General features: G+C 57.2%; 22 protein-coding genes and 1 pseudogene. 13 read left to right on the top strand and 10 right to left on the bottom strand.

The annotated features are described in order from the left end of the window. The first annotated feature begins 7 nt into the window (after nucleotides 1-7). On the top strand, nucleotides 8-904 hold the full coding sequence (locus DK510_RS21350; RefSeq protein ID WP_058275136.1) for a ParB/RepB/Spo0J family partition protein: 897 nt from the start codon (nucleotides 8-10) through the stop codon (nucleotides 902-904). Here the strand turns inward: DK510_RS21350 and DK510_RS21345 are convergent. Genes DK510_RS21345 through rph form a run of 4 tightly spaced genes read right to left on the bottom strand, consistent with a single transcriptional unit; the run spans nucleotide 894 to nucleotide 3,719 of the window. Further along, the gene (locus DK510_RS21345; RefSeq protein ID WP_058279262.1) at nucleotides 894-1,247 is read right to left on the bottom strand and encodes a YbaN family protein; all 354 of its coding nucleotides are present in this window, start codon (nucleotides 1,245-1,247) and stop codon (nucleotides 894-896) included. The two genes, DK510_RS21350 and DK510_RS21345, sit on opposite strands and share 11 nt — an antisense overlap. Before the next feature lie 3 nt (nucleotides 1,248-1,250). Further along, complete coding sequence (gene hemW / locus DK510_RS21340; protein WP_109313872.1) at nucleotides 1,251-2,402, bottom strand: radical SAM family heme chaperone HemW; 1,152 nt, start codon at nucleotides 2,400-2,402, stop codon at nucleotides 1,251-1,253. After that, complete coding sequence (gene rdgB, locus DK510_RS21335) at nucleotides 2,395-3,009, bottom strand: RdgB/HAM1 family non-canonical purine NTP pyrophosphatase (protein ID WP_109313810.1); 615 nt, start codon at nucleotides 3,007-3,009, stop codon at nucleotides 2,395-2,397. The genes hemW and rdgB overlap by 8 nt, the downstream gene beginning before the upstream one ends. Then, on the bottom strand, nucleotides 3,006-3,719 hold the full coding sequence (gene rph / locus DK510_RS21330) for a ribonuclease PH (protein ID WP_109313809.1): 714 nt from the start codon (nucleotides 3,717-3,719) through the stop codon (nucleotides 3,006-3,008). Before rph ends, rdgB begins: the two co-directional genes overlap by 4 nt. 112 nt (nucleotides 3,720-3,831) lie before the next feature. On the opposite strand from rph, the gene hrcA reads away from it, so the two are divergent. Together hrcA and DK510_RS21320 are read left to right on the top strand one after the other, a co-directional pair. Then, nucleotides 3,832-4,896 carry a heat-inducible transcriptional repressor HrcA gene (gene hrcA, locus DK510_RS21325; protein ID WP_109313808.1) on the top strand — a complete coding sequence of 355 codons (1,065 nt, stop codon included), beginning with the start codon at nucleotides 3,832-3,834 and terminating at the stop codon, nucleotides 4,894-4,896. 10 nt (nucleotides 4,897-4,906) lie between these two features. Beyond that, the gene (locus DK510_RS21320; RefSeq protein WP_109313807.1) at nucleotides 4,907-5,470 is read left to right on the top strand and encodes a nucleotide exchange factor GrpE; all 564 of its coding nucleotides are present in this window, start codon (nucleotides 4,907-4,909) and stop codon (nucleotides 5,468-5,470) included. 58 nt (nucleotides 5,471-5,528) lie between these two features. Here DK510_RS21320 and mutS read toward each other — a convergent pair whose 3' ends face one another. After that, nucleotides 5,529-8,138 (bottom strand): DNA mismatch repair protein MutS, encoded by a 2,610-nt coding sequence (gene mutS / locus DK510_RS21315; RefSeq protein WP_109313806.1) that lies wholly within the window; start codon nucleotides 8,136-8,138, stop codon nucleotides 5,529-5,531. 161 nt (nucleotides 8,139-8,299) lie between these two features. Here mutS and DK510_RS21310 point away from each other — a divergent pair, with 161 nt between their 5' ends. Further along, entirely contained in the window at nucleotides 8,300-10,555 is a 2,256-nt protein-coding gene (locus DK510_RS21310; protein ID WP_109313805.1) for an NADP-dependent malic enzyme, read from the top strand. A 3-nt stretch (nucleotides 10,556-10,558) separates the two neighbouring features. Further along, nucleotides 10,559-11,431: a ribokinase gene (locus DK510_RS21305; RefSeq protein WP_109313804.1), complete on the top strand. Its 873-nt coding sequence runs from the start codon at nucleotides 10,559-10,561 to the stop codon at nucleotides 11,429-11,431. Here DK510_RS21305 and msrA read toward each other — a convergent pair. From msrA to DK510_RS21290, 3 genes are all read right to left on the bottom strand, one after another. Further along, nucleotides 11,428-12,099 (bottom strand): peptide-methionine (S)-S-oxide reductase MsrA, encoded by a 672-nt coding sequence (msrA, locus tag DK510_RS21300; RefSeq protein ID WP_109313803.1) that lies wholly within the window; start codon nucleotides 12,097-12,099, stop codon nucleotides 11,428-11,430. The genes DK510_RS21305 and msrA overlap by 4 nt on opposite strands. A 98-nt stretch (nucleotides 12,100-12,197) precedes the next feature. Next, nucleotides 12,198-12,479, bottom strand: a complete 282-nt coding sequence (locus tag DK510_RS21295; RefSeq protein ID WP_109313802.1) for an SCP2 sterol-binding domain-containing protein — start codon at nucleotides 12,477-12,479, stop codon at nucleotides 12,198-12,200. Between the two features lie 148 nt (nucleotides 12,480-12,627). Further along, the gene (locus DK510_RS21290) at nucleotides 12,628-13,854 is read right to left on the bottom strand and encodes an argininosuccinate synthase (protein ID WP_109313801.1); all 1,227 of its coding nucleotides are present in this window, start codon (nucleotides 13,852-13,854) and stop codon (nucleotides 12,628-12,630) included. Between the two features lie 141 nt (nucleotides 13,855-13,995). Here DK510_RS21290 and DK510_RS21285 point away from each other — a divergent pair, with 141 nt between their 5' ends. Together DK510_RS21285 and ilvA are read left to right on the top strand one after the other, a co-directional pair. Beyond that, the gene (locus DK510_RS21285; protein ID WP_109313800.1) at nucleotides 13,996-14,763 is read left to right on the top strand and encodes a hypothetical protein; all 768 of its coding nucleotides are present in this window, start codon (nucleotides 13,996-13,998) and stop codon (nucleotides 14,761-14,763) included. A gap of 61 nt (nucleotides 14,764-14,824) precedes the next feature. Further along, on the top strand, nucleotides 14,825-16,051 hold the full coding sequence (ilvA, locus tag DK510_RS21280; protein ID WP_109313799.1) for a threonine ammonia-lyase IlvA: 1,227 nt from the start codon (nucleotides 14,825-14,827) through the stop codon (nucleotides 16,049-16,051). Nucleotides 16,052-16,160: 109 nt separating this feature from the next. Here ilvA and DK510_RS21275 read toward each other — a convergent pair whose 3' ends face one another. Further along, nucleotides 16,161-16,484: an Hpt domain-containing protein gene (locus DK510_RS21275; RefSeq protein WP_109313798.1), complete on the bottom strand. Its 324-nt coding sequence runs from the start codon at nucleotides 16,482-16,484 to the stop codon at nucleotides 16,161-16,163. Nucleotides 16,485-16,636: 152 nt separating this feature from the next. Between DK510_RS21275 and DK510_RS21270 the strand changes: the two are divergent. Further along, nucleotides 16,637-17,909 (top strand): annotated as a pseudogene (locus DK510_RS21270) (PP2C family protein-serine/threonine phosphatase). Here the strand turns inward: DK510_RS21270 and DK510_RS21265 are convergent. Then, on the bottom strand, nucleotides 17,906-18,349 hold the full coding sequence (locus DK510_RS21265; protein ID WP_058275119.1) for an NUDIX hydrolase: 444 nt from the start codon (nucleotides 18,347-18,349) through the stop codon (nucleotides 17,906-17,908). The pseudogene DK510_RS21270 and the gene DK510_RS21265 sit on opposite strands and share 4 nt — an antisense overlap. 76 nt (nucleotides 18,350-18,425) lie before the next feature. On the opposite strand from DK510_RS21265, the gene DK510_RS21260 reads away from it, so the two are divergent. The 5 genes from DK510_RS21260 (at nucleotide 18,426) to DK510_RS21240 (ending at nucleotide 25,001) form a co-directional block, all read left to right on the top strand. Further along, entirely contained in the window at nucleotides 18,426-19,403 is a 978-nt protein-coding gene (locus DK510_RS21260; protein WP_058275118.1) for an Hsp33 family molecular chaperone HslO, read from the top strand. Then, nucleotides 19,387-19,992: a CoA pyrophosphatase gene (locus DK510_RS21255; protein WP_109313797.1), complete on the top strand. Its 606-nt coding sequence runs from the start codon at nucleotides 19,387-19,389 to the stop codon at nucleotides 19,990-19,992. Before DK510_RS21260 ends, DK510_RS21255 begins: the two co-directional genes overlap by 17 nt. Beyond that, a complete protein-coding gene (locus DK510_RS21250) occupies nucleotides 19,989-21,143 on the top strand; it encodes a CCA tRNA nucleotidyltransferase (RefSeq protein WP_109313796.1) in 1,155 nt (384 codons plus the stop codon). Before DK510_RS21255 ends, DK510_RS21250 begins: the two co-directional genes overlap by 4 nt. A gap of 190 nt (nucleotides 21,144-21,333) precedes the next feature. Next, complete coding sequence (locus DK510_RS21245; RefSeq protein WP_109313795.1) at nucleotides 21,334-23,172, top strand: ABC transporter ATP-binding protein; 1,839 nt, start codon at nucleotides 21,334-21,336, stop codon at nucleotides 23,170-23,172. After that, complete coding sequence (locus DK510_RS21240; RefSeq protein WP_109313794.1) at nucleotides 23,169-25,001, top strand: ABC transporter ATP-binding protein; 1,833 nt, start codon at nucleotides 23,169-23,171, stop codon at nucleotides 24,999-25,001. The genes DK510_RS21245 and DK510_RS21240 overlap by 4 nt, the downstream gene beginning before the upstream one ends. Nucleotides 25,002-25,018: the final 17 nt, after the last annotated feature.

Below are 25,018 nucleotides of genomic sequence, written 5' to 3'. Positions count from 1 at the left end.
GGGCACCGTGGCCGCCAAAAAAACAAAACCCAGAGGTTTGGGCCGGGGACTTTCCGCTTTGATGGCGGATGTGACGCAGGATACCGGGGGGCTTATGCCCACAGACCCGCGTCGTCCGGATATGAAAGTTCCGATTGAAAAACTGCGAGCGAACCCGAACCAGCCACGCAGAACCTTTCAGCAAGAGCGATTGGATGAGCTTGCGGCCTCGGTCAAGGAAAAGGGCATCATTCAGCCGCTGATCGTGCGTGAGGTTCGCGGCGGCGACTATGAAATCGTGGCAGGCGAACGCCGCTGGCGTGCGGCTCAGATGGCGCAGCTGCATGATATCCCGGTTATCGTGCGGGATTTTGACGACACCGAAGTTCTGGAAGTCGCCATTATCGAGAATATTCAACGCGCAGACCTGAATGCTGTCGAAGAGGCTGCGGGTTACAAGCAGTTGATGGATCGTTTTGGCCATACACAGGAAAAGCTGGCCGAAGCGTTGGGTAAAAGCCGCAGCCATATTGCGAACCTTTTGCGTTTGCTGTCGTTGCCGATGGACGTTCAGAAGCTTGTTGTTGAAGGAAAACTGTCTGCCGGTCATGCCCGGGCGCTGATCACAGCTGAAGACCCCTCTGAGCTGGCGAAGATCGTCGTCAAGGACGGGCTGAGCGTGCGTGCGACTGAAGCGCTGGTGAAAAAACAACAGCAGGGGGATGCTCCTCAGGCGGCGCCGCGGTCCAGAAATCTGAATGCTGGCAAGGATGCGGATACGCGCGCGTTGGAGAAGGATCTTTCGGCCATTCTGGCGATGAAAGTAGCCATCAACCACAAAGCGGGATCGGAAACGGGGCAGGTCGTGCTGACCTACGAAAACCTTGATCAATTGGACGATCTTTGCGCCAAGCTCAGCCGTTAGGGCGGGTCCAGATAAAAATCATAACCCCGCTAAGGACAACTGCCTGAATGATCAGGACGTGGCTTGGAAGCGCAAGAACGACAGACAATCCAAAAACGGCGGCAACCGACAGGGTGGCCGCCTTTTTTGCGGCCGGACGAATGGCGCCCGAGCGTTGCCAATCCAAGATCATCGGCCCGAAGGTTCCATGACTGACCAGCCAAGTGTGCAGTCGGGAGGAAGATCGGGCAAAAAAGAACGCGGCCAGCAAAAGAAACGGGACCGTCGGCAGCAGCGGCAACACAATGCCGACAACAGCCAACCCGACGCAGATCAATCCCATTGCGGCCCAGAGGTACTGCATCGTTTATCCCAATAACTCTCGAATGACCGCATTCAGGACTGCGCGACCATCTTTGGTGGCGATCAATCGGCCGTTTGATCGGTGTATCATACCAAGCTCTTCCAGGTCTCTCAGTTTGTTTTCTGGCAGTGTAAGATCGGAAAGTGCATTGAAACGATCAACATCTAGTCCTTCAGAAATTCTCATACCCATCATAAGGTATTCACTTGCCTGATCTTGCGTAGATAGCAATGATCTTTCTTTCTCGCCGTTTCCTTTTTCAACAGCACTGAGCCAGGCGTTGGGTGACAGATAGGTCTCTGTCGCTATCTTCTGGCCGTCCAGCGTAATACGCCCGTGCGCGCCGGGTCCGACACCGACGTAATCTCCGTAACGCCAATAGATCAAGTTGTGCCGGGATTCTGCCCCCGGACGGGCATGGTTAGAAACCTCATAGGCGGGCAGGCCGTGGGCTTCGCAGATCTCTTGTGTGGCCAGATACATGTCGGCGGCGTGGTCATCCTTGGGCAGTCCACGCAGCTTACCAACTGCATACCGGTCCCCAAAGGCGGTGCCTTCCTCAATCGTCAATTGATAGAGCGAGAGGTGATCGATGGCCATCGACAGCGCCTCGGTCAGTTCTGCTTGCCAGGCCTTCGGGGTTTGATGCTGACGTGCGTAAATCATGTCAAAGCTGACGCGGTCAAAGCAGTCGCGGGCGATATCAAATGCGGCGCGGGCCTCGGAGACCGTGTGGATACGACCCAATCGGCGCAGGTCCTCGTCATTCAGGGCCTGAACGCCCATGGAAACTCGGTTCACGCCTGCATCGCGATAGGCGGCAAACCGGCCTGCCTCGACCGATCCGGGGTTGGCCTCAAGCGTGACTTCCATGTCATTTGCAGGGCGCCAAAGCTTGCGCGCCTCGTCGATAATGGCTGCCACCGTTTCTGGTGCCATAAGGGACGGCGTGCCGCCACCAAAGAAGATCGTGCTTAAAACCCGATCTGGGGTTTCAGATGCCGAGCGGTGCAGTTCAGCTAAATATGCTTTAAGCCATTGTTTTTGATCAATATTTTTCGAAACATGGCTGTTGAAATCGCAATAGGGGCACTTAGCCTCGCAAAAAGGCCAGTGCACATAGAGGCCGAAACCTCCATGCCGCCAGTCATCCACCGAAACAGCCTTGAACAAAGGCATTTACGGCGCGTCCGCGATGGCTGATTTTGTGTTTTTCCGCCGGAACCATTTCCGCACAGGTCACATCGTGCCCGTCCGGTTGGAACATCGGGTCATAACCGAAGCCGTTTTCCCCACGGATGGGCCAGACAAGCTGACCGGGCATGACGCCCTCAAACACTTCGTCATGACCATCGGGCCAGGCCAGAACCAGCGTGCAGCGAAATTGTGCTGTGCGTGGATGAGGCGCCTGTGCGGCCTCGAGCTCATCATGTGCGCGGGTCATCGCCATCAGGAAATCGCGGCCATTGCCGGTTTCTGCCCAATCGGCGGTATAGACACCGGGTGCACCGTCCAGCGCGTCAATGGTGATCCCGGAATCGTCCGACAGGGCAGGCAGGCCGGTAGCTTGTGCCGCCGCATGGGCCTTGATCCGGGCGTTACCGACGAACGTATCTTCGGTTTCTTCAGGTTCCGGCAGGTTCATCTCTGCCGCGCCAACAACCTTCACGCCGAAGGCCTCAAGGAGATGGGTCATCTCCTCAAGCTTGCCTTTGTTGTGCGTAGCCACCAGCAGCCTTTCGCCGTCGAACTTGCGGGTCATGCGGTGGCTGCCTTCTGGGCCGCAACCAACTCACTCACGCCTTCTTCTGCCAGATCAATCAGCTGGTTCATTTGATCACGGCTGAAAACAGAGCCCTCGGCGCTCATCTGCACTTCGATCAATTTGCCGGATCCGGTCATGATGAAGTTACCGTCAACGCCGGCTTCGCTGTCTTCGGGATAGTCCAGATCCAGGACAGGTTGGCCCGCGTAGATGCCGCAGGATACGGCTGCGACGGGATCGACCAGCGGGTCGGAAATGACGTCACCGGCTTTCATCAGTTTGTTCACGGCCAGACGCAGCGCCACCCAGCCACCGGTGATCGAGGCGCAGCGGGTGCCGCCATCAGCCTGGATAACATCGCAGTCCACGGTGATCTGACGCTCACCTAACGCAACCCGATCCACGCCTGCGCGTAGCGAACGACCGATCAGGCGTTGAATTTCTACGGTACGGCCGCCTTGCTTGCCACTGGCCGCCTCGCGCCGCATGCGGGTGTTTGTTGCGCGGGGCAACATACCGTATTCGGCAGTAACCCATCCCAGGCCCGAGCCTTTGATGAACGGTGGCACGCGATCCTCAATCGTGGCGGTGCACAGGACATGGGTATCGCCTATTTTGATCAGGCAGGAACCTTCGGCATGTTTGGTAAACCCCGTTTCGATTGAAACGGCGCGCATTTCGCTTAAATCTCGTCCTGAGGGTCGCATGGAAAATCCTTTGTTTGCTGGGTTGGGGATAACGTCCCGGTGCCTTAGGATGCAACCCCGATTGACCTTTCAGATGTCTGCGATTTAATGCCGATCCAGCAGAGGATTGCCGATGAGCAAAGCAAGTAGAGTTCTGGACGAAATGAATGACCGGTCACGCGAGGTGTTCCGGTTGATCGTCGAGAGCTATCTGGACAGCGGCGAACCGGTCGGAAGCCGCTCTCTGACCCGCACATTGTCGGAAAAGGTCAGCGCCGCCACCGTACGCAATGTTATGCAGGATCTCGAATTTTTGGGTCTTCTCGACAGCCCGCATGTCAGTGCAGGCCGTGTGCCCACGCAGATGGGTCTGCGGATGTTCGTCGATGGGTTGCTGGAAGTGGGTGATCTTGGTGTAGACGATCGGCAGAAGTTGGATGAAACACTAGGCTCTAACGCGGGTGACGTGGGCGGGATGCTGGACCGAGTTGGTTCGGCCTTGTCACACGTGACACATGGCGCATCGCTGGTTCTGACCCCCAAGCAAGAGTCCGAGATCAAGCATATTGAGTTCGTCTCGCTGGCCCATGACCGGGCTTTGGTGGTTCTGGTCTTCGCGGATGGGCATGTGGAAAACCGGCTATTTACGCCTCCGCCGGGTCAAACACCCAGTTCGATGCGCGAGGCGGCGAACTTTTTGAATTCCCTGATCGAAGGACGAACGCTCAGCGAAGTGCTGCGTCAGATGCAAACCCAGATTACCGCGCGCAGGCAGGAAATTGATGTATTAGCGCGCGAGATGGTCGACAGCGGCATGGCGGCCTGGGATGGGGACGGGACAGACTCGGCCCGTTTGATCGTGCGCGGGCGGGCGAATCTGCTGGGGGAGCCTGGCGAAGCCGAGGAATTGGACCGAATCCGAACGTTGTTTGACGACCTGGAGCGAAAGCAAGACATTGCTGAATTCCTCGAATTGACCGAAGAAGGCGAGGGTGTGCGCATTTTTATCGGCTCTGAGAACAAACTTTTCTCACTTTCGGGTTCCTCTTTGGTGGTGTCTCCATATATGAACGCTGATCGAAAGATAATTGGTGCGGTTGGGGTCATCGGACCCACTCGTCTGAATTATGGGCGGATCGTGCCGATCGTGGACTATACGGCGCAACTGGTCGGCAAACTGATTTCCGACCGGAGCTAGAGGGTAAGAGATGGCAGAGCCCAAGAACGAAGAATTTCTAGACGATATTGCAGCCGCCGAGGCGGAAGAGCTGGCCGAGGAATTTGCTGAGATCAGTGAAGAAGCGCTGGAACTTGATGCGCTGCGTGCTGAGCGGGATGATTTCAAAGACAAGTTCATGCGCGCGCTGGCGGATGCGGAAAACGCGCGCAAGCGGGGTGACCGGGCGCGCCGCGATGCGGAACAATATGGCGGATCGAAACTGGCCCGCGACATGCTGCCGGTTTACGACAACATGAAACGTGCGCTTGAAGTCGCGACCGATGAGCAGAAAGAAGTGGCAGGACCCCTTCTGGAAGGCGTGGAACTGACCATGCGTGCGCTGAAGGACGTGTTCCAAAAGCATGGGATGGAAGTGATCACGCCCGAAGTTGGCGACCGGTTTGATCCCAACGTGCATGAAGCGATGTTCGAGGCCCCGGTGCCGGGTACCCGTGCAGGTGACATAATACAGGTGTCCGCAGAAGGCTTCATGTTGCATGATCGCCTGCTGCGGCCGGCGCAGGTTGGGGTATCGTCTACTCCGGCAAGTTAATTGGCTTCGTTGAAGCCAAGCCTTGGGCGAGAGTATTTTTGAAAAGATGAAGGGGCGGTCAGGTTTTGGCCGCCTCTTTCAGTTTGTAGATCAGGTCGAGTGCTTCTCGCGGGGTAAGCTCATCCGGCAGAATATCGTCCAGCATGCCGGTTACCAGAGAAGCTTTGGGCGCTGGCGGTGGCGGGGCGGCTGAAAACAAAGGTAGATCGTCGATCAGGGTCTTTTGCTTCCCCCCTTCGCGTTCGGTTTTTTCAAGTTGATCCAGAACGATACGGGCACGTTCAACGACCGAGGCGGGCAGTCCTGCCAATTGGGCGACCTGCACACCATAGGACCTGTCAGCCGCGCCTTTGTGGACTTCGTGCAGGAAGATCACCTCGCCTTCCCATTCTTTGACAGCAACGGTGGCGTTTTCCACGCCTTCCAGTTTGCCGGCAAGTGCGGTGAGTTCATGGTAATGGGTTGCGAACAGGGCGCGGCATTTGTTGGAGGCGTGCAGATGTTCCAGCGTGGCCCAGGCGATGGACAGGCCATCATAAGTGGCCGTGCCGCGACCTATTTCATCAAGAATAACAAGAGCGCGGTCATCAGCCTGATTGAGGATGGCGGCGGTTTCGACCATTTCGACCATAAAGGTCGAGCGTCCGCGGGCCAAATCATCCGAAGCTCCGACGCGGCTGAACAGTTGGCTGACTAGCCCGACATGCGCCTTTTCCGCAGGCACGTAACTGCCCATCTGGGCAAGCAGGGCAATCAGGGCATTCTGGCGTAGGAAGGTCGATTTACCGGCCATGTTGGGACCTGTCAGCAGCCAGATCGCCGCGCCTTTATCAGCACTGAGATCGCAATCATTGGCAACGAAGGCGTCACCGTTTTGCTGGCGCAATGCCTGTTCGACCACCGGATGTCTTCCGCCCTGAACATCGAACGCGCGCGAGGCATCAACCTGTGGGCGGCACCAATTCTCACCACGTGCCAGATCGGCCAGAGCAGTAGTCAGATCCAGTTCAGCCAAACCGCGCGCGGCTTGATTGAGCCGTGCGGCCTTATCCAGAATTTCGACAGAAAGCTTTAAATAGAGCCGCTTTTCTATCTCAAGCGCCAAGTTTCCGGCGTTTAGAATGCGGGTCTCGATCTCGGACAGCTCCACGGTCGTGAACCGGACTTGGTTGGCGGTTGTTTGGCGGTGGATATAGGTCTCAGAAAATGGAGGACTCAGCATTTTCTCGGCATGGGTGGCCGTTGTTTCGATGAAATAGCCCAGCACATTGTTATGCTTGATCTTCAGTGACGTGATGCCGGTGTGTTCCGCATATTTCTGCTGAAACCCGGCAATGACGGAACGACCTTCGTCGCGTAGGGTGCGGGCTTCGTCCAGTTCGGCATCATAACCCGGGGCGATGAACCCGCCGTCCCGGGCCAGCAATGGGGGTTCGGCCACAAGCGCTTCGTCAAGCAGGTTCAGTAGGTCGTCAAATCCGACCAGATTTAGCAGGGCGGTGGCTAGGACAACCGGCAGGTCTTGACCCGCGCAGAGTTCAGCGATTGCGGCGGCCTGTGTCAGGCCGTTGCGAATGGCGGTCAGATCCCGCGGGCCACCGCGGTCCAGTGACAGGCGGGACAGCGCCCGATCCAGATCCGGGGTTTTGCGCAAAGCCTCCCGCAGGTCTGATGTGATCAGGCCATCGTCGGCCGCAAAAGTTACAGCATCCAGCCGCCCGTGGATGACGTCCAGATTGCGGGATGGGCTCGAAAGCCGTTGGTCCAACAGCCTTGCGCCACCCGGTGTGACAGTACGATCCATCACAGATAGCAGCGAACCAGCGCGGCCACCGGACAGGGATCGGGTCAGTTCCAGATTGCGCCGTGTGGCAGCGTCGATCTGAACGACGCGGTCCTTGGTTTCTTTCAACGGGGTTTGCAGAAGCGGCAGTTTGCCTTTTTGCGTGATTTCCAGATAGTCGATCAGCGCACCCATGGCCGAGATTTCGGCGCGGCCAAAACTGCCGAACGCGTCCAGTGCGCCCACGTGAAACAGCCCGCAGATGCGCTTTTCCGCCGCAGTGCTGTCGAAGCTGGCACGCCCAATTGGGGTCAGCGAGATACCCAGATCCATAACGGGTTCGTTCAGTTTGTCCTGCACACCATCGGCCACGATCAACTCGGATGGAGCCAGCCGGGCCAGTTCGGGACTGAGGCGCACTGAGGTCAAAGGCATAACGTGAAACGCGCCAGTTGAGATATCGGCCCAAGCCAGCGCGGCCTCATCGCGAACCTTGGCATAGGCGGCCAAGAAGTTGTGGCGGCGAGCCTCAAGCAGGGCATCTTCGGTCAAAGTGCCAGGTGTTACGAGGCGCACAACATCGCGCTTTACGACCGATTTAGAGCCTCTTTTTTTCGCTTCAGCCGGGCTTTCCATCTGTTCGCAGACGGCCACGCGAAACCCTTTCCGGATCAGCGTCAGCAGATACCCCTCGGCCGCATGGACCGGTACGCCGCACATCGGAATGTCGGTGTCGTTATGCTTTCCGCGTTTGGTCAAGGCGATGTCCAGCGCTTCGGCGGCGTTGACGGCGTCCTGAAAGAACATCTCGTAAAAGTCGCCCATGCGGTAAAACAGCAAGGCATCGGCATGCGCCTCTTTGATTTCGAGATATTGCGCCATCATCGGCGTGACTGTGGACAAGGCTGACCCCTTTTGGCGTATTCCGGTCGCGACCTTACAAATCCACCCATCTCGACGAAAGGTGAAAAGTATTCTCGTTGAGGCGCGCGCCTGCCTGCGCTATGAGGCAAAAGTCCCGCAGATGTAAAGAAACGACCCATCACATGCCCAAAGCGAAGATCACCAAAGAAGAGGCGCTGGCCTTTCACCTCGACCCGACACCCGGCAAGTGGGAGGTTCAGGCCACCGTTCCCATGACGACGCAACGCGATCTGTCGCTGGCTTATAGCCCTGGTGTCGCTGTTCCATGTGAAGCTATCGCCGAAAACCCAGAGACTGCTTACGACTATACCAACAAGGGCAATCTGGTTGCGGTGATCTCAAACGGTACTGCCGTTCTGGGCCTTGGTAATCTTGGCGCGTTGGGTTCGAAGCCGGTGATGGAGGGGAAATCTGTCCTGTTCAAACGGTTCGCCGATGTGAACTCGATCGATATCGAACTTGATACCGAAGACCCTGACGAATTCTGCCGCGCCGTACGCCTGATGGGGCCGACCTTTGGCGGTATCAACCTGGAAGACATCAAGGCGCCCGAGTGTTTCATCATCGAGCAGCGCCTGAAGGAAGAGATGGACATCCCAGTCTTCCACGACGACCAACACGGCACGGCGGTGATCTGTGCGGCGGGTCTGCTGAACGCGCTGCGTATCTCGGGCAAAAAGATCGAAGACGTGAAAATCGTGCTAAACGGCGCGGGTGCGGCGGGTATCGCCTGTATCGAGCTGCTCAAGTCGATGGGCGCAAAACACGAGAACTGCATCGTCTGCGACACCAAGGGCGTGATCTATCAGGGCCGGACCGAGGGCATGAACCAGTGGAAATCTGCCCACGCGATCACCACCGAGTTGCGCAATTTGGAAGAGGCGATGAAGGGCGCGGACGTGTTCCTTGGCGTGTCAGTCAAAGGCGCGGTGACACAGGATATGGTCGCCAGCATGGCGGACAATCCCGTGATTTTCGCCATGGCAAACCCGGACCCGGAGATCACGCCGGAAGAGGCGCATGAGGTTCGCGTTGATGCCATCGTCGCCACCGGGCGCAGCGATTATCCGAACCAGGTCAACAACGTTCTAGGTTTCCCTTACCTGTTCCGCGGCGCGCTGGACATTCACGCCCGCGCTATCAATGACGAGATGAAGATCGCCTGTGCCCATGCGCTGGCCAATCTGGCGCGCGAGGATGTGCCGGATGAGGTTGCAATGGCCTACGGAAAATCTCTGACCTTTGGCCGGGATTATATTATTCCGACGCCGTTTGACCCACGCCTGATCCACCGTATTCCACCTGCCGTGGCAAGGGCCGGGATGGACACTGGGGCAGCCCGCCGCCCGATCATCGACATGGACGCCTATGAGCTGAGCCTGAAATCCCGCATGGACCCGACCGCCAGCATCCTGCGCGGCCTGAACGCCCGTGCACGTCAAGCGCAAAGCCGGATGATCTTTGCCGAAGGCGACGATCCACGCGTCTTGCGCGCGGCGGTGATGTATCAGCGATCGGGTTTTGGCAAGGCGCTTGTTGTTGGTCGCCCTGACGATGTGAAGGAAAAGCTGGAAGCCGCCGGTCTGGAGGACGCGGTGCGCGAGCTGGAGGTGATTAACGCCTCCACAACCACGCATCTCGAAGCCTATAAGGATTTCCTTTACAAGCGTCTGCAGCGCAGTGGCTTTGATCGCAAGGATATCCATCGTCTGGCCGCGCGGGATCGCCATGTGTTCTCTTGCTTGATGCTGGCGCATGGCCACGCCGATGGCATGGTCACCGGTGCAACGCGGAAATCGGCACATGTGCTGGAACGCATCAATCATGTGTTTGACGCTGATGCCGAACATGGGGCCGTTGGTGTGACGGCGCTGTTGCACAAGGGTAAGATCGTTTTGATTGGTGACACGCTGGTCCATGAATGGCCGGATGAGCATGATCTGGCCAATATCGCCGAACGCTCGGCCTCGGTCGCGCGGCATTTGGGGCTGGACCCACGCGTTGCCTTTGTCAGCTTTTCCACCTTCGGCTATCCGGTATCTGAGCGGGCTGAGAAAATGCACGTAGCGCCCGAGATTCTGGATAAGCGCGGCGTCGATTTCGAATATGATGGCGAAATGACCGTGGATGTGGCGCTGAACGTGGAACAGCAAGAGGCTTATCCCTTCTCGCGTCTGACGGGCCCAGCCAATATCCTGATTGTACCCGCGCGGCATTCGGCCTCGATCTCGACCAAGCTGATGCAAGAGATGGGTGGCGCGAACGTCATTGGCCCGATCCTGACCGGTGTCGACAAGCCGATTCAGATCTGTTCGACTGGCTCGACAGCAAATGACATTCTGAACATGGCCATTCTGGCCTCTTGCGATATTGGATAAACCGTGACGATCTGGAACCTAGGCTCGATCAATGCGGACATGGTCTATGCCCTGCCGCATCTGCCCACTGCCGGTGAAACCCTGGCCGCTTCGAACTTGGAGCGGTTTCTGGGTGGCAAAGGGGCCAACATGTCCGTTGCAGCGGCGCGTGCCGGATCGCGCGTGGCGCATATCGGTGGCATTGGGCCGGACGGGCGCTGGGCCCTGGATCGCATGACCGAATATGGCGTCGACACCCGGTTCATTGCCGAGGTCGAAGTGCCCACAGGTCACGCGATCATTGCGGTGGACGAGCAGGGTGAGAACCAGATCATTCTGTATCCCGGCGCGAACCACGCCATCGAGCAGGATCAGCTGGGACAGGCCTTATCGCAGGCTGGTCCCGGTGATCTGCTGGTCATGCAGAACGAGACCAACGCCCAGGTCGAGGCCGCCCGCATGGGCCGTGATCTTGGACTGACCGTCTGCTATGCCGCCGCGCCGTTTCAGGCTGATGCCGTGCAGGCGGTGCTGCCTTATCTGGACTTCCTGATCCTGAATGAGGTCGAAGCAGAGCAGCTGCGCGAAAGTACAGGCCAATCCGTCGCCGAATTGCCTGTTAAGCATGTACTGGTCACGTTGGGGTCTAAAGGCGCGCGCTACCTACCCAAGGATGGTGAGGCACTTGAGATTTCGGCACACAAAGTGAAAGCCGTGGACACGACCGGCGCAGGGGATACCTTTACCGGTTACGTTCTGGCCGGAATGGACCGCGGGTTGCCGATGCCGCAGGCGATTGCACAAGCAAATCGTGCCGCGGCCCTGATGGTCACGCGGCACGGTACGGCGGATGTTATTCCCGACCTCAAAGAGGTGCTGGAGGCCCGGTTCGGTTAGGACCCGGCGAAAGGTGCGTTGCTACCCCAAAGCTGTTTGACGCGCGCATCCCGACCGCAGGCTTTGCGGTAGGCTTTGTATGCGTTTTTCTGGCGTTTCGGACCAAAGCGGGTGAGCACCAGCTTGTCGCCCTTGTAGTAATCCTGATGGTACGCTTCGGCCGGGTAAAAGGTGCCCGCGTTTAAGATGGGCGTGACTACGGTTTGACCCAGCGCTTGCTGCGCATTGGCTTTGGCTTTCTGCGCTAACGCCTTTTCGCCTGTGTTAGAGACAAATACAGCAGTGCGATAGCTGTTGCCGCGATCACAGAACTGGCCGCCTGCATCGGTTGGATCAACGGAACGGAAGAACATGCTCAGCAGCGTTTCACGAGAAACCCGCGCAGAGTCGAAGGTGATCTGAACAGCCTCGTAATGTCCGGTGCCACCTTTCGTCACTTGGTCATAAGTCGGATTGGCTGTCTTACCGCCGGTAAAGCCGGATACGGCGCCAATCACGCCGGGAACCGATTCAAAATCGGATTCAACACACCAGAAACACCCTCCGGCGACAGTCAAGGTTTCGGTGCCGGCAGCTGGTGCGGGCAGGGCGCGCAGCATCGCGGCCAGAGTGATCAGGACAAACAGAAGCGACGGTTTAACGAAACAGAGGTATGCGGTCCGGGTCATGGCAGATCTCCTTCTGAGATCAGGCTGCCCCGACTTTTCTGCCGTTGCAATCCGCTGACATGGTTTGTCACGCGCTGGTGAGACGAGTTTATCGGCGCTTACCCCAGCAACTGTCCCAGTTTCATCGCCACACCCATATTGCCCGAGATCTTGAGCTTGCCCAATGCCACACCGGTCATCGGGTTCAGCTTGCCGGTCAGTAGCTTGGTCAGGTTTTCCTGCGAAATTCGGATCGTGCAGTCTGCATCCTGATCTTGCGTCGTCGCCTGATTGTCGATCAGCACGATCACCCCGTCATCACCGCAATCGAACTTGAGAGAGCCGTCAAATGACTTGCCATTCAGGCCTTTTTGAATTCCGTCAGCGATGTCCTGAAGCATGGTGTACCCTTTCCTGTTGACCTTTGCGTAAAGACAAACAGGCAAAGCAGGCAAGGGTGACGCTACTGGAACTGACTGGTCAGCGAAGACAAAGAAAAACCCGGCATCCTTTCGGGCACCGGGTTCGTCGTTGCAGCGATGGCATGAATTATTTGGACAGACGCTTCTCGCGCGAGGCCAGCAGTTTCAGACGCAACGCGTTCAACTGGATGAAGCCAGCCGCGTCTTTCTGATCATATGCCCCGGCATCGTCTTCAAAGGTCACGTGTTCCTCAGAATACAGCGAGTGATCCGACCAGCGGCCAACGGTCGAGGCCAGACCTTTGTACAGTTTGACGCGGACGGTACCGGTGACGTGTTCCTGCGACTTGTCGATCGCGGCTTGCAGCATTTCGCGTTCGGGTGAGTACCAGAAGCCGTTATAGATTGCTTCCGCATATTGCGGCATCAACTGGTCTTTCAGGTGCATCGCGCCACGGTCCATAGTGATGGATTCGATGCCACGGTGTGCTTCCAGCAGGACGGTGCCGCCAGGTGTTTCATAGATGCCGCGCGATTTCATGCCAACAAAGCGACCCTCGACCAGATCGAGACGCCCGATGCCGTGTTTGCCGCCATATTCGTTCAGCTTGGTCAGAATGGTTGCCGGGCTCATCGCTTCGCCATTGATGCTGACCGCGTCACCTTTTTCGAAACCGATCTCGATGAATTCGGGCTCGTTCGGCGCATCTTCGGGGTGAACCGTGCGCTGATAGACATAGTCGGGCGCCATATCGGCGGGGTCTTCCAGAACCTTACCCTCGGACGAGGTGTGCAGCAGGTTGGCATCGACAGAGAAGGGTGCCTCGCCGCGTTTGTCCTTGGCAATCGGGATCTGGTTTGCTTCGGCAAATTCCAACAGCTTGGTCCGGCTGGTCAGGTCCCATTCGCGCCAGGGCGCGATCACCTTGATGTCGGGGTTCAGCGCGTAAGCCGCCAGTTCGAACCGCACCTGATCATTGCCCTTGCCGGTTGCGCCGTGGGCAACCGCGTCGGCACCGGTGGCTTCAGCAATCTCAACCAGACGTTTCGAAATCAGCGGGCGCGCGATCGAGGTGCCCAGCAGATACAGGCCCTCATACTGCGCATTGGCGCGGAACATGGGGAAGACAAAATCGCGGACGAATTCCTCGCGGACATCCTCAATAAAGATATTCTCGGGCTTGATTCCCAGCATCTCGGCCTTTTGGCGCGCTGGCTCAAGTTCCTCACCCTGACCCAGATCGGCAGTGAAGGTTACGACCTCACAACCATACTCGGTCTGCAGCCATTTCAGGATGATCGAAGTATCAAGGCCACCGGAATAGGCTAGAACAACTTTCTTGGGCGCGGACATCTGACTTCCCCTTATTCATAAGACGATTGGCCCCTAACGGGTTTTGTGAGCGGGGGCAAGTTATCTGCGTTGACGCAGGGTCTGAATTGGGGTGAAACGGTCGGATAGAGAACAAGGATTGGTTGAGAGGGCGGTTCAAAGATGTTGGGTTGGCAGATTTTTGTCCATTCCGTGCGGATGGTATTTGGAAATATCAAACAGGTGCTGCAGATCACTGTAGGTCCTGCCTTGATCGCAACAGCGCTGATCGTAGCGCTGTTCATGGTGTCAGGCATTCCGTTGGAAGCTTTAGACGAAGGCGCAGGAGAATTGCCACCGGGAGCGTCGGTAGGCGGTATTTTTCTATTCGTTATCGGCCTGATCGCCGTGCTTCTTGTCACAATCTTCTGGATCGCGGTTTCTTGGCACCGCTATATCCTGCTCGAAGAATATCCCACTGGTATCTTCCCATCCTTTCGGTTCGATAGAATTCTCGCCTATCTGGGACGCGCCTTGATGTTGGGAATACTGATGGTAGTCGCGTGGATGCCGATGGGGCTGGTCTTTGCATTGCTTGGTGAAAGCCTCGCAGGTTTGTCGATCATCCTGTTTTTGGTTTACGTGGTCTTTCTGTTGGTGTGCTTCTACCGGCTGTCGATTATCCTGCCTGCAGCCGCCATTGGGGACCCCATCACACTCGGCGAAGCATGGACCAAAACGCAGGGTATTGCAGGCTCGATATTGGTGCTGCTTGTTGTTTCGTTCCTGTTCCAATTTCTTGTGCAGCTTGTTTTTACGGCTCTGGCGATCATTCCGGTGCTGGGAATCTTGTTGACGGTGTTGTTTGGAACTCTGGTTCTCCCGATGATCAACGTCAGCATCCTGACTACCATGTACGGAATCTTCATCGAAAAGCGGAAACTCACCTGAGCGCGCCCGTACACATATGTACTCCTTGCCCTTTCGGCGGTGATGCGGCACTGAAACGTTCATGACCGATTTCATGACCCGCGCCCGCGCCGCCGAACAGGTGATGCGTTCTGTTTTTCCGGCAACGCCGTTGCAACGGAATGCCCACCTGTCCGACCGCTATGGCGCCGATATCTGGCTTAAGCGTGAGGATCTCAGCCCGGTGCGGTCTTACAAGATCCGCGGCGCGTTCAATGCCATGCGCAAGCAGCAAGGGCAGGATCTGTTCGTCTGCGCCAGTGCGGGCAATCATGCGCAGGGTGTTGCCTATATGTGCAAACATCTGAACGTACGCGGTGTCATTTTCATGCCTGTAACCACACCGCAGCAGAAAATCCAGAAGACCCGGATTTTCGGCGGCGACAATATCGAGATCCACCTGACCGGAGACTATTTCGACGACACGCTGGCCGCCGCGCAAGACTGGTGCGTCCAGCAAGGTGGGTACTTTCTGTCGCCCTTTGATGATGAGGACGTGATCGAAGGTCAAGCGTCCTTAGCGGTTGAGATTGAGGAACAGCTTGGACAGGTTCCCGATCATGTCATCTTGCCAGTGGGTGGCGGCGGTATGTCGTCTGGCGTGGCCACATGGTTCGGGGACCGGACGCATTGTCTGTTCGTGGAGCCGGCGGGTGGCGCTTGTCTGCGCGCGGCTTTGGCGGCGGGCCATCCGGTGGCTCTGGATCACGTAGATACATTTGTCGACGGTGCGGCAGTAGGTCGGATCGGTGAAAAGCCGTTTGAGCTGTTGAAATCTCGCCATTTGTCCGACGTTTTGGTTCTGTCCGAAGATCGCATCTGTACCACCATGATCGAAATGCTGAACGTCGAGGGCATCGTGCTGGAACCAGCGGGGGCCATGGCGGTTGAGGCTGTGGGCGACGTGCAAAGCTTTATCCGGGGTAAGACCGTGGTGTGCGTCACCTCAGGCGGCAATTTCGATTTCGAACGCTTGCCCGAGGTTAAGGAACGGGCGCAGAGGTATTCGGGCGTCAAAAAATACTTCATCCTCCGCCTGCCACAACGTCCAGGCGCATTGAAGGAATTTCTGGGCATTCTAGGTCCTGAGGACGATATTGCCCGCTTTGAATACATGAAAAAGTCGGCGCGCAATTTCGGGTCGGTGCTGATCGGTATCGAAACGCGAAAGCCTGAGAATTTTGTGCGCCTGTTTGCACATCTTGATGATGCGGGTTTTACCTATACCGACATCACCGAAGACGAAACGCTGGCGCAGTTCGTGATCTGAAGCCACGATCAATTTGTGTGTCTCTCCGGCCTGTTCAATCTTCATTTCGGTTTCTGGAATTGCCGGGAAATGTAGCGTCGCGAACAGGAAGAAGCCACGCTGACATTCGCTAAAGACTGCCGAGCCCCGCCTTAAATTCGGCGGTTGAGCGTTCAAAAATGCTGAGGATATTGGCAAAGTCGACCGCCTGGCTGTCCCCTTGTGCCGATTGTCGTTCCCCGTCCTGACACAGCTTGGCCACAACCTCGAATCCAAGGCTCAGCGCGCTACCTTTTACGAAATGCAAGTTTTGTTCAAGCTCGGTGCGGGCGGTGTCGTTCCGAAGCCGGGTAAGGGCTTCGTTCACCTCATCAAGGAAGATCTGCACCACTTCATCAAACTCATTGGCGCCAACCTCGTCCCTTAGTTGCCGGACCCTGGACCAGTTGATCATACCATCCTCGCTTTATCTGCCCCGGGGATTTGGTACCGCGGAACCGGTAAAGAGCAGGTTAAGCGGAATGAATTTCGGCTTTCACCCATTGTTAAACTGCGGCGCGATAGGGTCTTCCCATTCCGATAAGCGCCGCTGGGTAGAGGGTTAAGGTGACAAGGGTCAGTCAGGCAGACAGTGGATCAGATCTGGATTTTGGTGTGATCCAAAAGGTGCTTGTTGTCGATGACAGCCGCCTGCAGCGCCGTATTCTGGTCGCCTCGCTCAAAAAAATGGGGCTTCGACGTGCTTGAGGCCGACAGCGGCGACGTTGCGATTGAAATGTGCGCGGCGGACCCGCCGGATCTTGTCCTCAGCGATTGGGTTATGCCGGGGATGAGCGGGCTGGATTTCTGCAAAGCGTTCCGCGCCTTGGACAACAAGCAATACAGCTATTTTATCCTTCTGACCTCCAAAAGCGAAAAGCAAGAAGTGGCGCGCGGTCTGGATGCCGGTGCGGATGGTTTTCTGATCAAACCGCTTGAGGCGGATGAACTGCGGGCGCGTATATCAGCCGGTGCGCGTATTCTGGATATGCAGCGCGAGTTGTCCAAGAAAAATCAGTTGATCGAAACCGCGCTTGAGGAGCTGCGTGTCGCCCATGACGCAATCGACAAGGACCTGATCCAGGCACGCAAGATACAGGAATCGCTGGTACCCGAGCTGACGCGCGATTTCGGCAAGTCCCGGGTCAGCATGTTGCTGAAACCCTGCGGTCATATCGGCGGCGATCTGGTGGGGATGTTCTCTCCGGGTGTGAACAGGCTTGGGTTCCACAGTATCGATGTGTCCGGGCATGGCATCACGTCTGCGATGATGACTGCACGCTTGGGGGGCTATCTGTCCAGCAATCATTTCGACCAGAACGTGGCGATGGCGCGGCGGTTCGACAAATTTTATGCTCTGCTACCGCCGAAAGAAGTTGCCGAAACCCCGAACTCGCGACTGATGGCGGATACGGGGATCGAAGAGTATTTCACGATGGTCTATGCCATCGTAGATCTGCGCAACGGGCATGTGAAAATGGTGCAGGCCGGGCACCCTCATCCGCTGTTGTTATGTCAGGACGGCAGAACGGAATTTCTGGGCGAGGGCGGGTTGCCTATTGGATTGCTGCCGGACGTCACGTTTCAGCGGACCGAGTTCTACATGCAACCCGGCGACAGGCTATTGCTGTATTCCGATGGGTTCACAGAATGCAGCCTCGCCGACGGTGGCCTGCTGGACGAGGATGGCTTGCGACAGATGGCGCTGGATTGCGGGCCGGACCGAAACGGGACGGAGTTCCTGGACGATATGTTCTGGCGGCTGACACAGGCGATAGCGCCTGGCCGAGGTATGGATGATGATGTTTCGGCTGTTTTCTTTGAATACAATGGACACTAAAGCCGCTGTTCATGCAGTCCGGCAAAGTGGCGATCTCCGTCATTGCCCAGCAATTGGACCGCATCGGCGGTGTCCATCCATATGGCTTCATGGAACGGCTCAGACGGTGGACCCATGCGCTGGATGGGACGCGCGCGATAGATATGGCACAGCTTTTCCGCCCACAAATCGTATTCGGGCATATAAGTGAACCGACGAAAAGCGCCGATGCGGCGGGGCGACGCGATCAACCAGCCGGTTTCCTCGAACACTTCTCGGTGCAGGGCAGTGATGGGTGATTCGCCCGGATCAATTCCGCCACCGGGCAATTGCAGATCGGGTCCGGGTTCTGTCTGACAGGTCAGCAAAAGGCTGCGGCCTCGGGGCAGCAACGCATAAACACCCACCCGGCGTGTATATGTTCGCCCGGCCTGAGGGGTTTCACCAAACCGTCTGATCATGTATGGCCCCTTAAAACCCGAATAGTTCGACCTATATGCTGGCGGTATGCCAACCTGTGGCGTGTAAGGAAACCCCATGTCTCTTGGAACAAAAATCGCGTGGGACGACACCGTCCTGCCCTTTCAACTTGATGTATCGGATATGCGCGGCCGCGTGGCCCGTCTGGATGGTGTGCTTGATGGCATCCTGAGCCAGCATGACTATCCAGAAAAGGTCGAGGCTCTGGTGGCCGAGATGGCCCTGCTGACCGCATTGATCGGCCAGACAGTTGCGCTGCGCTGGAAGCTGTCCCTGCAGGTTCAGTCTAAAGGTCCGGTGCGCATGATTGCGACCGACTATTATGCGCCTCAGCAAGAGGGGGAGCCGGCCCGCATTCGCGCCTATGCCAGCTTTGACCGCGACCGTCTGACTGATGGTGCGCCGTTCGATCAAGTGGGCGAGGGGTATTTTGCCATCATGATCGATCAGGGTGAGGGGACCCAGCCGTATCAGGGAATCACCCCTTTGGCCGGTGGGTCGCTGAGCGCCTGTGCCGAGGCGTATTTCGCCCAGTCGGAACAGTTACCGACCCGGTTTTCGCTGAGCTTTGGCAAATCGACCGAACCCGGCGTTGGCGAACATTGGCGCGCCGGTGGTGTCATGCTGCAGCACATGCCTAAGGCTTCGCCCTTCGTGGCATCCAGTGAGGGCGACGGAAACATCCTGACGGCGGATGACCTTGTCGATGGTGAAGAAGGTGAAAACTGGGGCCGCGTCAACATCCTGCTGGATACGGTCGACGATTTGGAACTGATCGGTCCGTCGATTGCACCTACGGATCTGTTGGTCCGGCTGTTTCACGAGGAACAGCCGCGGGTATACGATGCGCAGTCAGTGCAATTTGGCTGTACCTGTTCAGAAGACCGTGTTCGACAGAGCCTGTCGATCTATTCGGCCAAGGACATCGAAAAAATGACCACGCCCGAAGGCGACGTGACGGCTGATTGTCAGTTCTGCGGTGCACATTACGTGCTGGATCCTGCTACGGTCGGATTTGATGCTGACAACGCCTGATCCAACAGATCAGCTGCGGGCGGCCTTGGGCCGCCCCGGCAACGGGTCAAGTGATTTTGACCTGAATCCCGATTTTGCCCTGCCTGAGGGTCGCAAACTGCGCCCTGCCGGTGTTTTGGTTCCGATTTCAGTAGCAGATGGTGCCCCGCGCTTGATTTTGACCAAGCGATCCTCGGCGCTTAAGCATCACCCGGGGCAGATAGCGTTCCCAGGTGGTAAGCAGGATAACGGCGATGCGGACGTAACCGCCACCGCACTGCGTGAGGCGCGCGAAGAGATCGGACTGCCGCAGGAAATGCCGGAAATTCTTGGCCACCTACCGACGCATGAAACAGTGACCTCATTCACCGTCACACCTGTGGTGGCGATCCTGCGGAAACCTTTCCAACCCGTGCCTGAGCCGGGCGAAGTGGCCGAGGTGTTTTCAGTTCCACTTGCACATGTGCTCAACCCTGCGAATTATATCGTTGAATCGCGCCGCTGGCGCGGACAAAGGCGGTATTACTTCACGGTACCATTCGGCCCTTATTACATCTGGGGCGCAACAGCCCGAATTCTGCGGGGATTGGCATCACGGATCAACGAATGACGCAAATTTCAGAAGACTGGGTGACGGAACCTGCAACGCAACGGGTTTGTGCTGTCCTGACCGATGCCGGATACCAAGCCTTGTTTGTGGGTGGATGCGTGCGCAACGCGCTGTTAGGCGCTCCGGTATCGGATATCGACATCGCCACAGATGCGCGGCCTGAAAAAGTGGCCGAGCTGGCTCAGAATGCTGGGCTTAAGGCTATACCCACAGGGATTGATCACGGCACAATCACCGTGGTTAGTCAGGGTATCCCGCATGAGATCACTACCTTTCGCCGTGATGTTGAAACGGATGGCCGTCGCGCCGTCGTCGCCTTTTCGGACAAGGTCGAAGAGGATGCCGCACGTCGCGATTTCACGATGAACGCGATATATGCACGGCCCGACGGGACAATTTTGGACCCTCTAAACGGTTTGCCAAACCTGCAAGCGCGCCGCGTCCGGTTCATCGGCACTGCCGCGAACCGCATTCGCGAGGATTATCTGCGTTCGCTGCGCTATTTCCGGTTTCACGCCTGGTATGGCGATGTCGAGGCAGGGTTCGATCCCGACGCTCTGGCTGCCATTGCGTCCAACTTGGAAGGTCTGGCCGGCTTGTCCCGCGAACGCGTGGGTGCTGAGCTTTTGAAGCTTCTGGGCGCACCAGACCCCGCGCCGTCCGTCGCCGCAATGCGCAGCGCCGGAGTACTGGTGCAGCTATTGCCGGGTGCTGATGATCGTGCATTGGCCCCGTTGATTGCATTGGAACAGCAGGCAGGCGCTGATCCGGAACCGGTGCGGCGACTGGCGGCGATTGCGCCGCCGGAAGTCGCAAAAACCCTGCGCCTGAGCCGCGCGCAATTGCAGCGCCTGACCCGAATGCGGGATGAGGCGTCCAGCCCGGCCAGCTTTGCCGAATTGGGATTTCGGTACGGTGAAACAGACGGGCTGCACGAAGCGCTGTTGCGATGTGCTTTTTTGGAAATGCCTTGGTTAGACTCAATAACGTACGATCTCCACGTTGGTGCGGGCGCGACCTTCCCGATTAAGGCAACCGATCTGATCCCCGAGTTCACCGGTCCTGCGCTGGGCAAGAAACTGGCCGATCTTGAGGCGAAGTGGATCGCCTCGGGGTTCACACTGGGCCGCGAAGATCTGCTTGGCGGATAAAGGAAGTCTCAAAAGGGGATGACAAGTAAAAGAGTTTATGATTATTTGCCCCTGTCACATGAATGGAGGGATGCGAATGTATTACGGGATCTGGGACAGCTAAGGCTGGAACACTTTGACCCGTAGGGGTGGTGTTCTGGCGCCATCTTTCTTCGCATGACTTACTTTTTGCTCAACCGGAGCACTCTCCATGTTTCGCTATTTCGAAAACCTCGTTGACCCTTTTGTTGCCTACAAGGAAACCGACACGCCGCCGACGCGGTTGTGGCCATTCATGCTGGATTACTCGCAACCTTTCATGCGGGTGTTCTTCTGGGCTGGTTTAATCTCTGTCGTTGTTGCGGCAGTTGAAGTTGGCCTGATTTACTACATGGGCCGAGTGGTTGACCTGCTGTCGGGCCCTCCGGCCGAGGTCTGGCAGAACCACGGCACCGAATTTATCTTGGTGGCAGCGTTTGTGCTGTTGCTGCGCCCGATGCTGCATGTCGTGGATGTGCTGTTGTTAAACAACACGATTCTGCCGAATTTTGGCACCCTGATCCGCTGGCGCGCCCACAAACACGTTCTGCGCCAATCCGTCGGTTGGTTCGAGAATGATTTTGCCGGTCGCATTGCCAATCGGATCATGCAAACGCCGCCTGCTGCAGGCGAGGCCGTGTTTCAGGTGTTTGACGCCATCTCATTTTCGATAGCCTATCTGATTGGCGCGGCGATCCTGTTGATGGCGGCGGATCCACGGTTGCTGTTGCCGCTGCTGATCTGGTTTGCGCTTTACGCCGTTCTGGTGCGCTGGACGGTGAAAAGGGTCGGTCCGGCTTCGCAGGCTGCGTCCGATGCGCGCTCGGCTGTGACGGGTCGGGTGGTGGACAGCTATACCAACATCCATTCGGTCAAGATGTTCGCCCATAACGAACAAGAGTTGGACTATGCCCGCGAAGCCATTGAAGAAACGCGTCGTACCTTTCAGGTCGAAATGCGGATTTTCACCATAATGGATGCGGTACTGGTCGCTCTGAACGGTTTGCTGATCGTCGGCGTTGTTGGTTGGGCCATTTCCCTGTGGATGCAAGGGAGTGCATCTGTGGGTGTCGTTGCGGCGGCGACTGCTTTGACCCTGCGACTGAACGCGATGACTGGATGGATCATGTGGGCGCTGACCAGCTTCTTCCGTCAGCTTGGTGTCGTGGCCGAGGGCATGCAAACAATTGCCCAGCCCGTTGACCTGTTAGATGTGCCGGATGCCAAGCTCTTGCAGCTGAGCAAGGGCCAGATCGACATCCGTGATTTGTCACACCATTACGGTCGCAAGACCGGCGGGCTGGATCACATCAATCTGACCCTCAATCCGGGCGAAAAGATCGGTCTGATCGGGCGGTCCGGTGCGGGAAAATCGACCCTAGTTAAGTTGCTTTTGCGGTTTTACGACGTTGAACAGGGCGCGATCCTGATTGACGGTCAGGACATTTCCAGGGTCACGCAGGACAGTTTGCGCAGCCATATCGGTATGGTTCAGCAGGACAGCGCCCTGTTGCATCGGTCGGTGCGTGACAACATCCTCTATGGTCGCCCCGATGCCACCGAAGAACAGATGATCGCCGCCGCCAAACAGGCTGAGGCGCACGAGTTTATCCTTGATCTGCAAGACCCAGAAGGGCGCACGGGGTATGATGCGCATGTGGGCGAGCGGGGTGTGAAACTGTCCGGCGGTCAGCGGCAGCGCGTGACGCTGGCGCGGGTGATCCTGAAGGATGCTCCTATTTTGCTGTTGGACGAGGCGACATCCGCTCTAGATTCCGAGGTCGAAGCGTCAATTCAGGAAACTCTCTACGGTATGATGCAAGGAAAAACCGTGATCGCCATCGCCCACCGGCTGAGCACCATCGCGCAGATGGACCGTATTCTGGTCATGGATGGTGGTCGGATCGTTGAACAGGGCGGGCATTCGGAACTGCTGGCGCAAGGTGGGCTTTACGCCCAGTTCTGGGCGCGGCAATCTGGGGGCTTCCTGAATCCGGAGGCCGCTGAATGAGGATTGCCGACCTCATAAACCCGTTCAAAAACATCGAAACGCCCCCGCCGCAAACGCTGGGGGCGTTCATTCGCTGGTGCCTGTCGGGCGCATGGCCAATGATCTTCGTCGCGGCGTTTTTCTCGGCTACTGCGGGTGCGATGGAGGCGGGCACTGCGTGGATGCTGGGCCTGGTCATTGACGCAGCAACCAGAAGCGGGCCTGGGAACTTTTTGACCGCCAACAACGTCTGGATGATCCTTGGGGTCGTTGCGTTTTTCATGCTACTGCGCCCGGCCCTGTTCGGGCTTTCGTCGCTGACCAACAACTATATCGTCATGCCCAACATCACGCCGTTGGTTCTGGCTAAGCTGAACCGGTGGACACTGGGCCAGTCGGTCACATATTTCGACGACGATTTTGCCGGACGGATCGCGCAAAAGCAGATGCAAACATCCAACGCGATGGCGTCGGTCGTGTCCGAGACGATCAGTGCGATCGTGTTTGCCTTGGCCTCGCTGGCGGGCTCATTGCTTTTGTTAGGGTCTATTCATCCGCTGGTTATGCTGCCATTTGCGGCTTGGCTGGTTGTGTATTTCCTGCTTGTCCGTTGGTATCTGCCGCGCATCCGTAAACGCTCAGCGGCGCGGGCAGGCGCTCGCGCGATGGTGTCCGGGCAAGTCGTCGACACGATCACCAATATCAAAACCGTTAAACTGTTCGCCCATTCGGAATTCGAAGATCATGCTGCGCGGAATTCCATGGTTGATCTGCGAGAAAAGATGTTGGCGTTCGGAAGCCTGTCGGCCAGTTTCCGCTTTATCTTGATGCTGTTGGCCGGGGTTCTGCCGGTTTTGCTGATAGGTGCAACGCTGTGGCTGTGGCAAGCGGGGTCTGCGACAGCCGGTGACATTGTGGCCGCAGGTGCCATTTCCATCCGCATTGCCCAGATGACCGGCTGGGTAAGTTTCACCCTCATGGGTCTTTACGCAAATGTTGGCGAGATCGAGAACGGCATGAATACGCTGGCCAAACGCGAACGGGTTGAGGATCAAACGGGCGCGGCGGAGTTGTCCGTACCCGAAGGCCAGATCACCTTTGACCATGTCAGCTTTGCCTACGGTCGGGATGTTGGCGGTGTATCAGGCCTGAACATGACCGTGCACCCCGGCGAGAAACTGGGCATTGTCGGCGCTTCGGGGGCAGGGAAATCAACCTTGGTTTCGCTGCTGTTGCGCCTGTACGACGGTGAAAAGGGCACGATCCTGATAGATGGTCAGGACGTATCCGGAGTAACGCAGGACAGCTTGCGCCGTCAGATCGGCATGGTCACGCAGGAAACCGCGATGTTCAACCGGTCGGCGCGTGAGAACATTCTTTATGGTCGCCCTGACGCCTCGGAAGAGGAAATGATTGAGGCGGCCAAAAAGGCTGAGGCACATGAATTCATCCTTAGTCTTCAGGATGCCCACGGCCGCACCGGCTATGACGCGCATCTGGGTGAGCGGGGAGTGAAGCTTAGCGGTGGTCAGCGTCAGCGGATCGCGTTGGCGCGCGCCATCCTCAAGGATGCGCCTATATTGGTGCTGGACGAGGCGACCTCGGCACTGGATTCCGAGGTTGAGGCCTCGATCCAGACGGCTTTGCATCGGGTGATGCAAGGCAAGACGGTTCTGGCTATCGCGCATCGGTTGTCCACACTCAGCGAGATGGACCGGATTATTGTCCTGGACCAAGGGCGTATCGTGGAAACCGGCACACATGACGCGTTGTTGGATCAGGGCGGGCTATATGCCCGGTTCTGGCATCGTCAGTCAGGCGGGTTCATTCAGGCTGAAGCTGCAGAATAAGGGTTTTGTTGCCGGCC

This window comes from Ruegeria sp. AU67 (genome assembly GCF_900312795.1).
GTDB lineage: Bacteria > Pseudomonadota > Alphaproteobacteria > Rhodobacterales > Rhodobacteraceae > Ruegeria > Ruegeria atlantica.
This window is presented reverse-complemented; position numbering and strand designations above follow the sequence as displayed.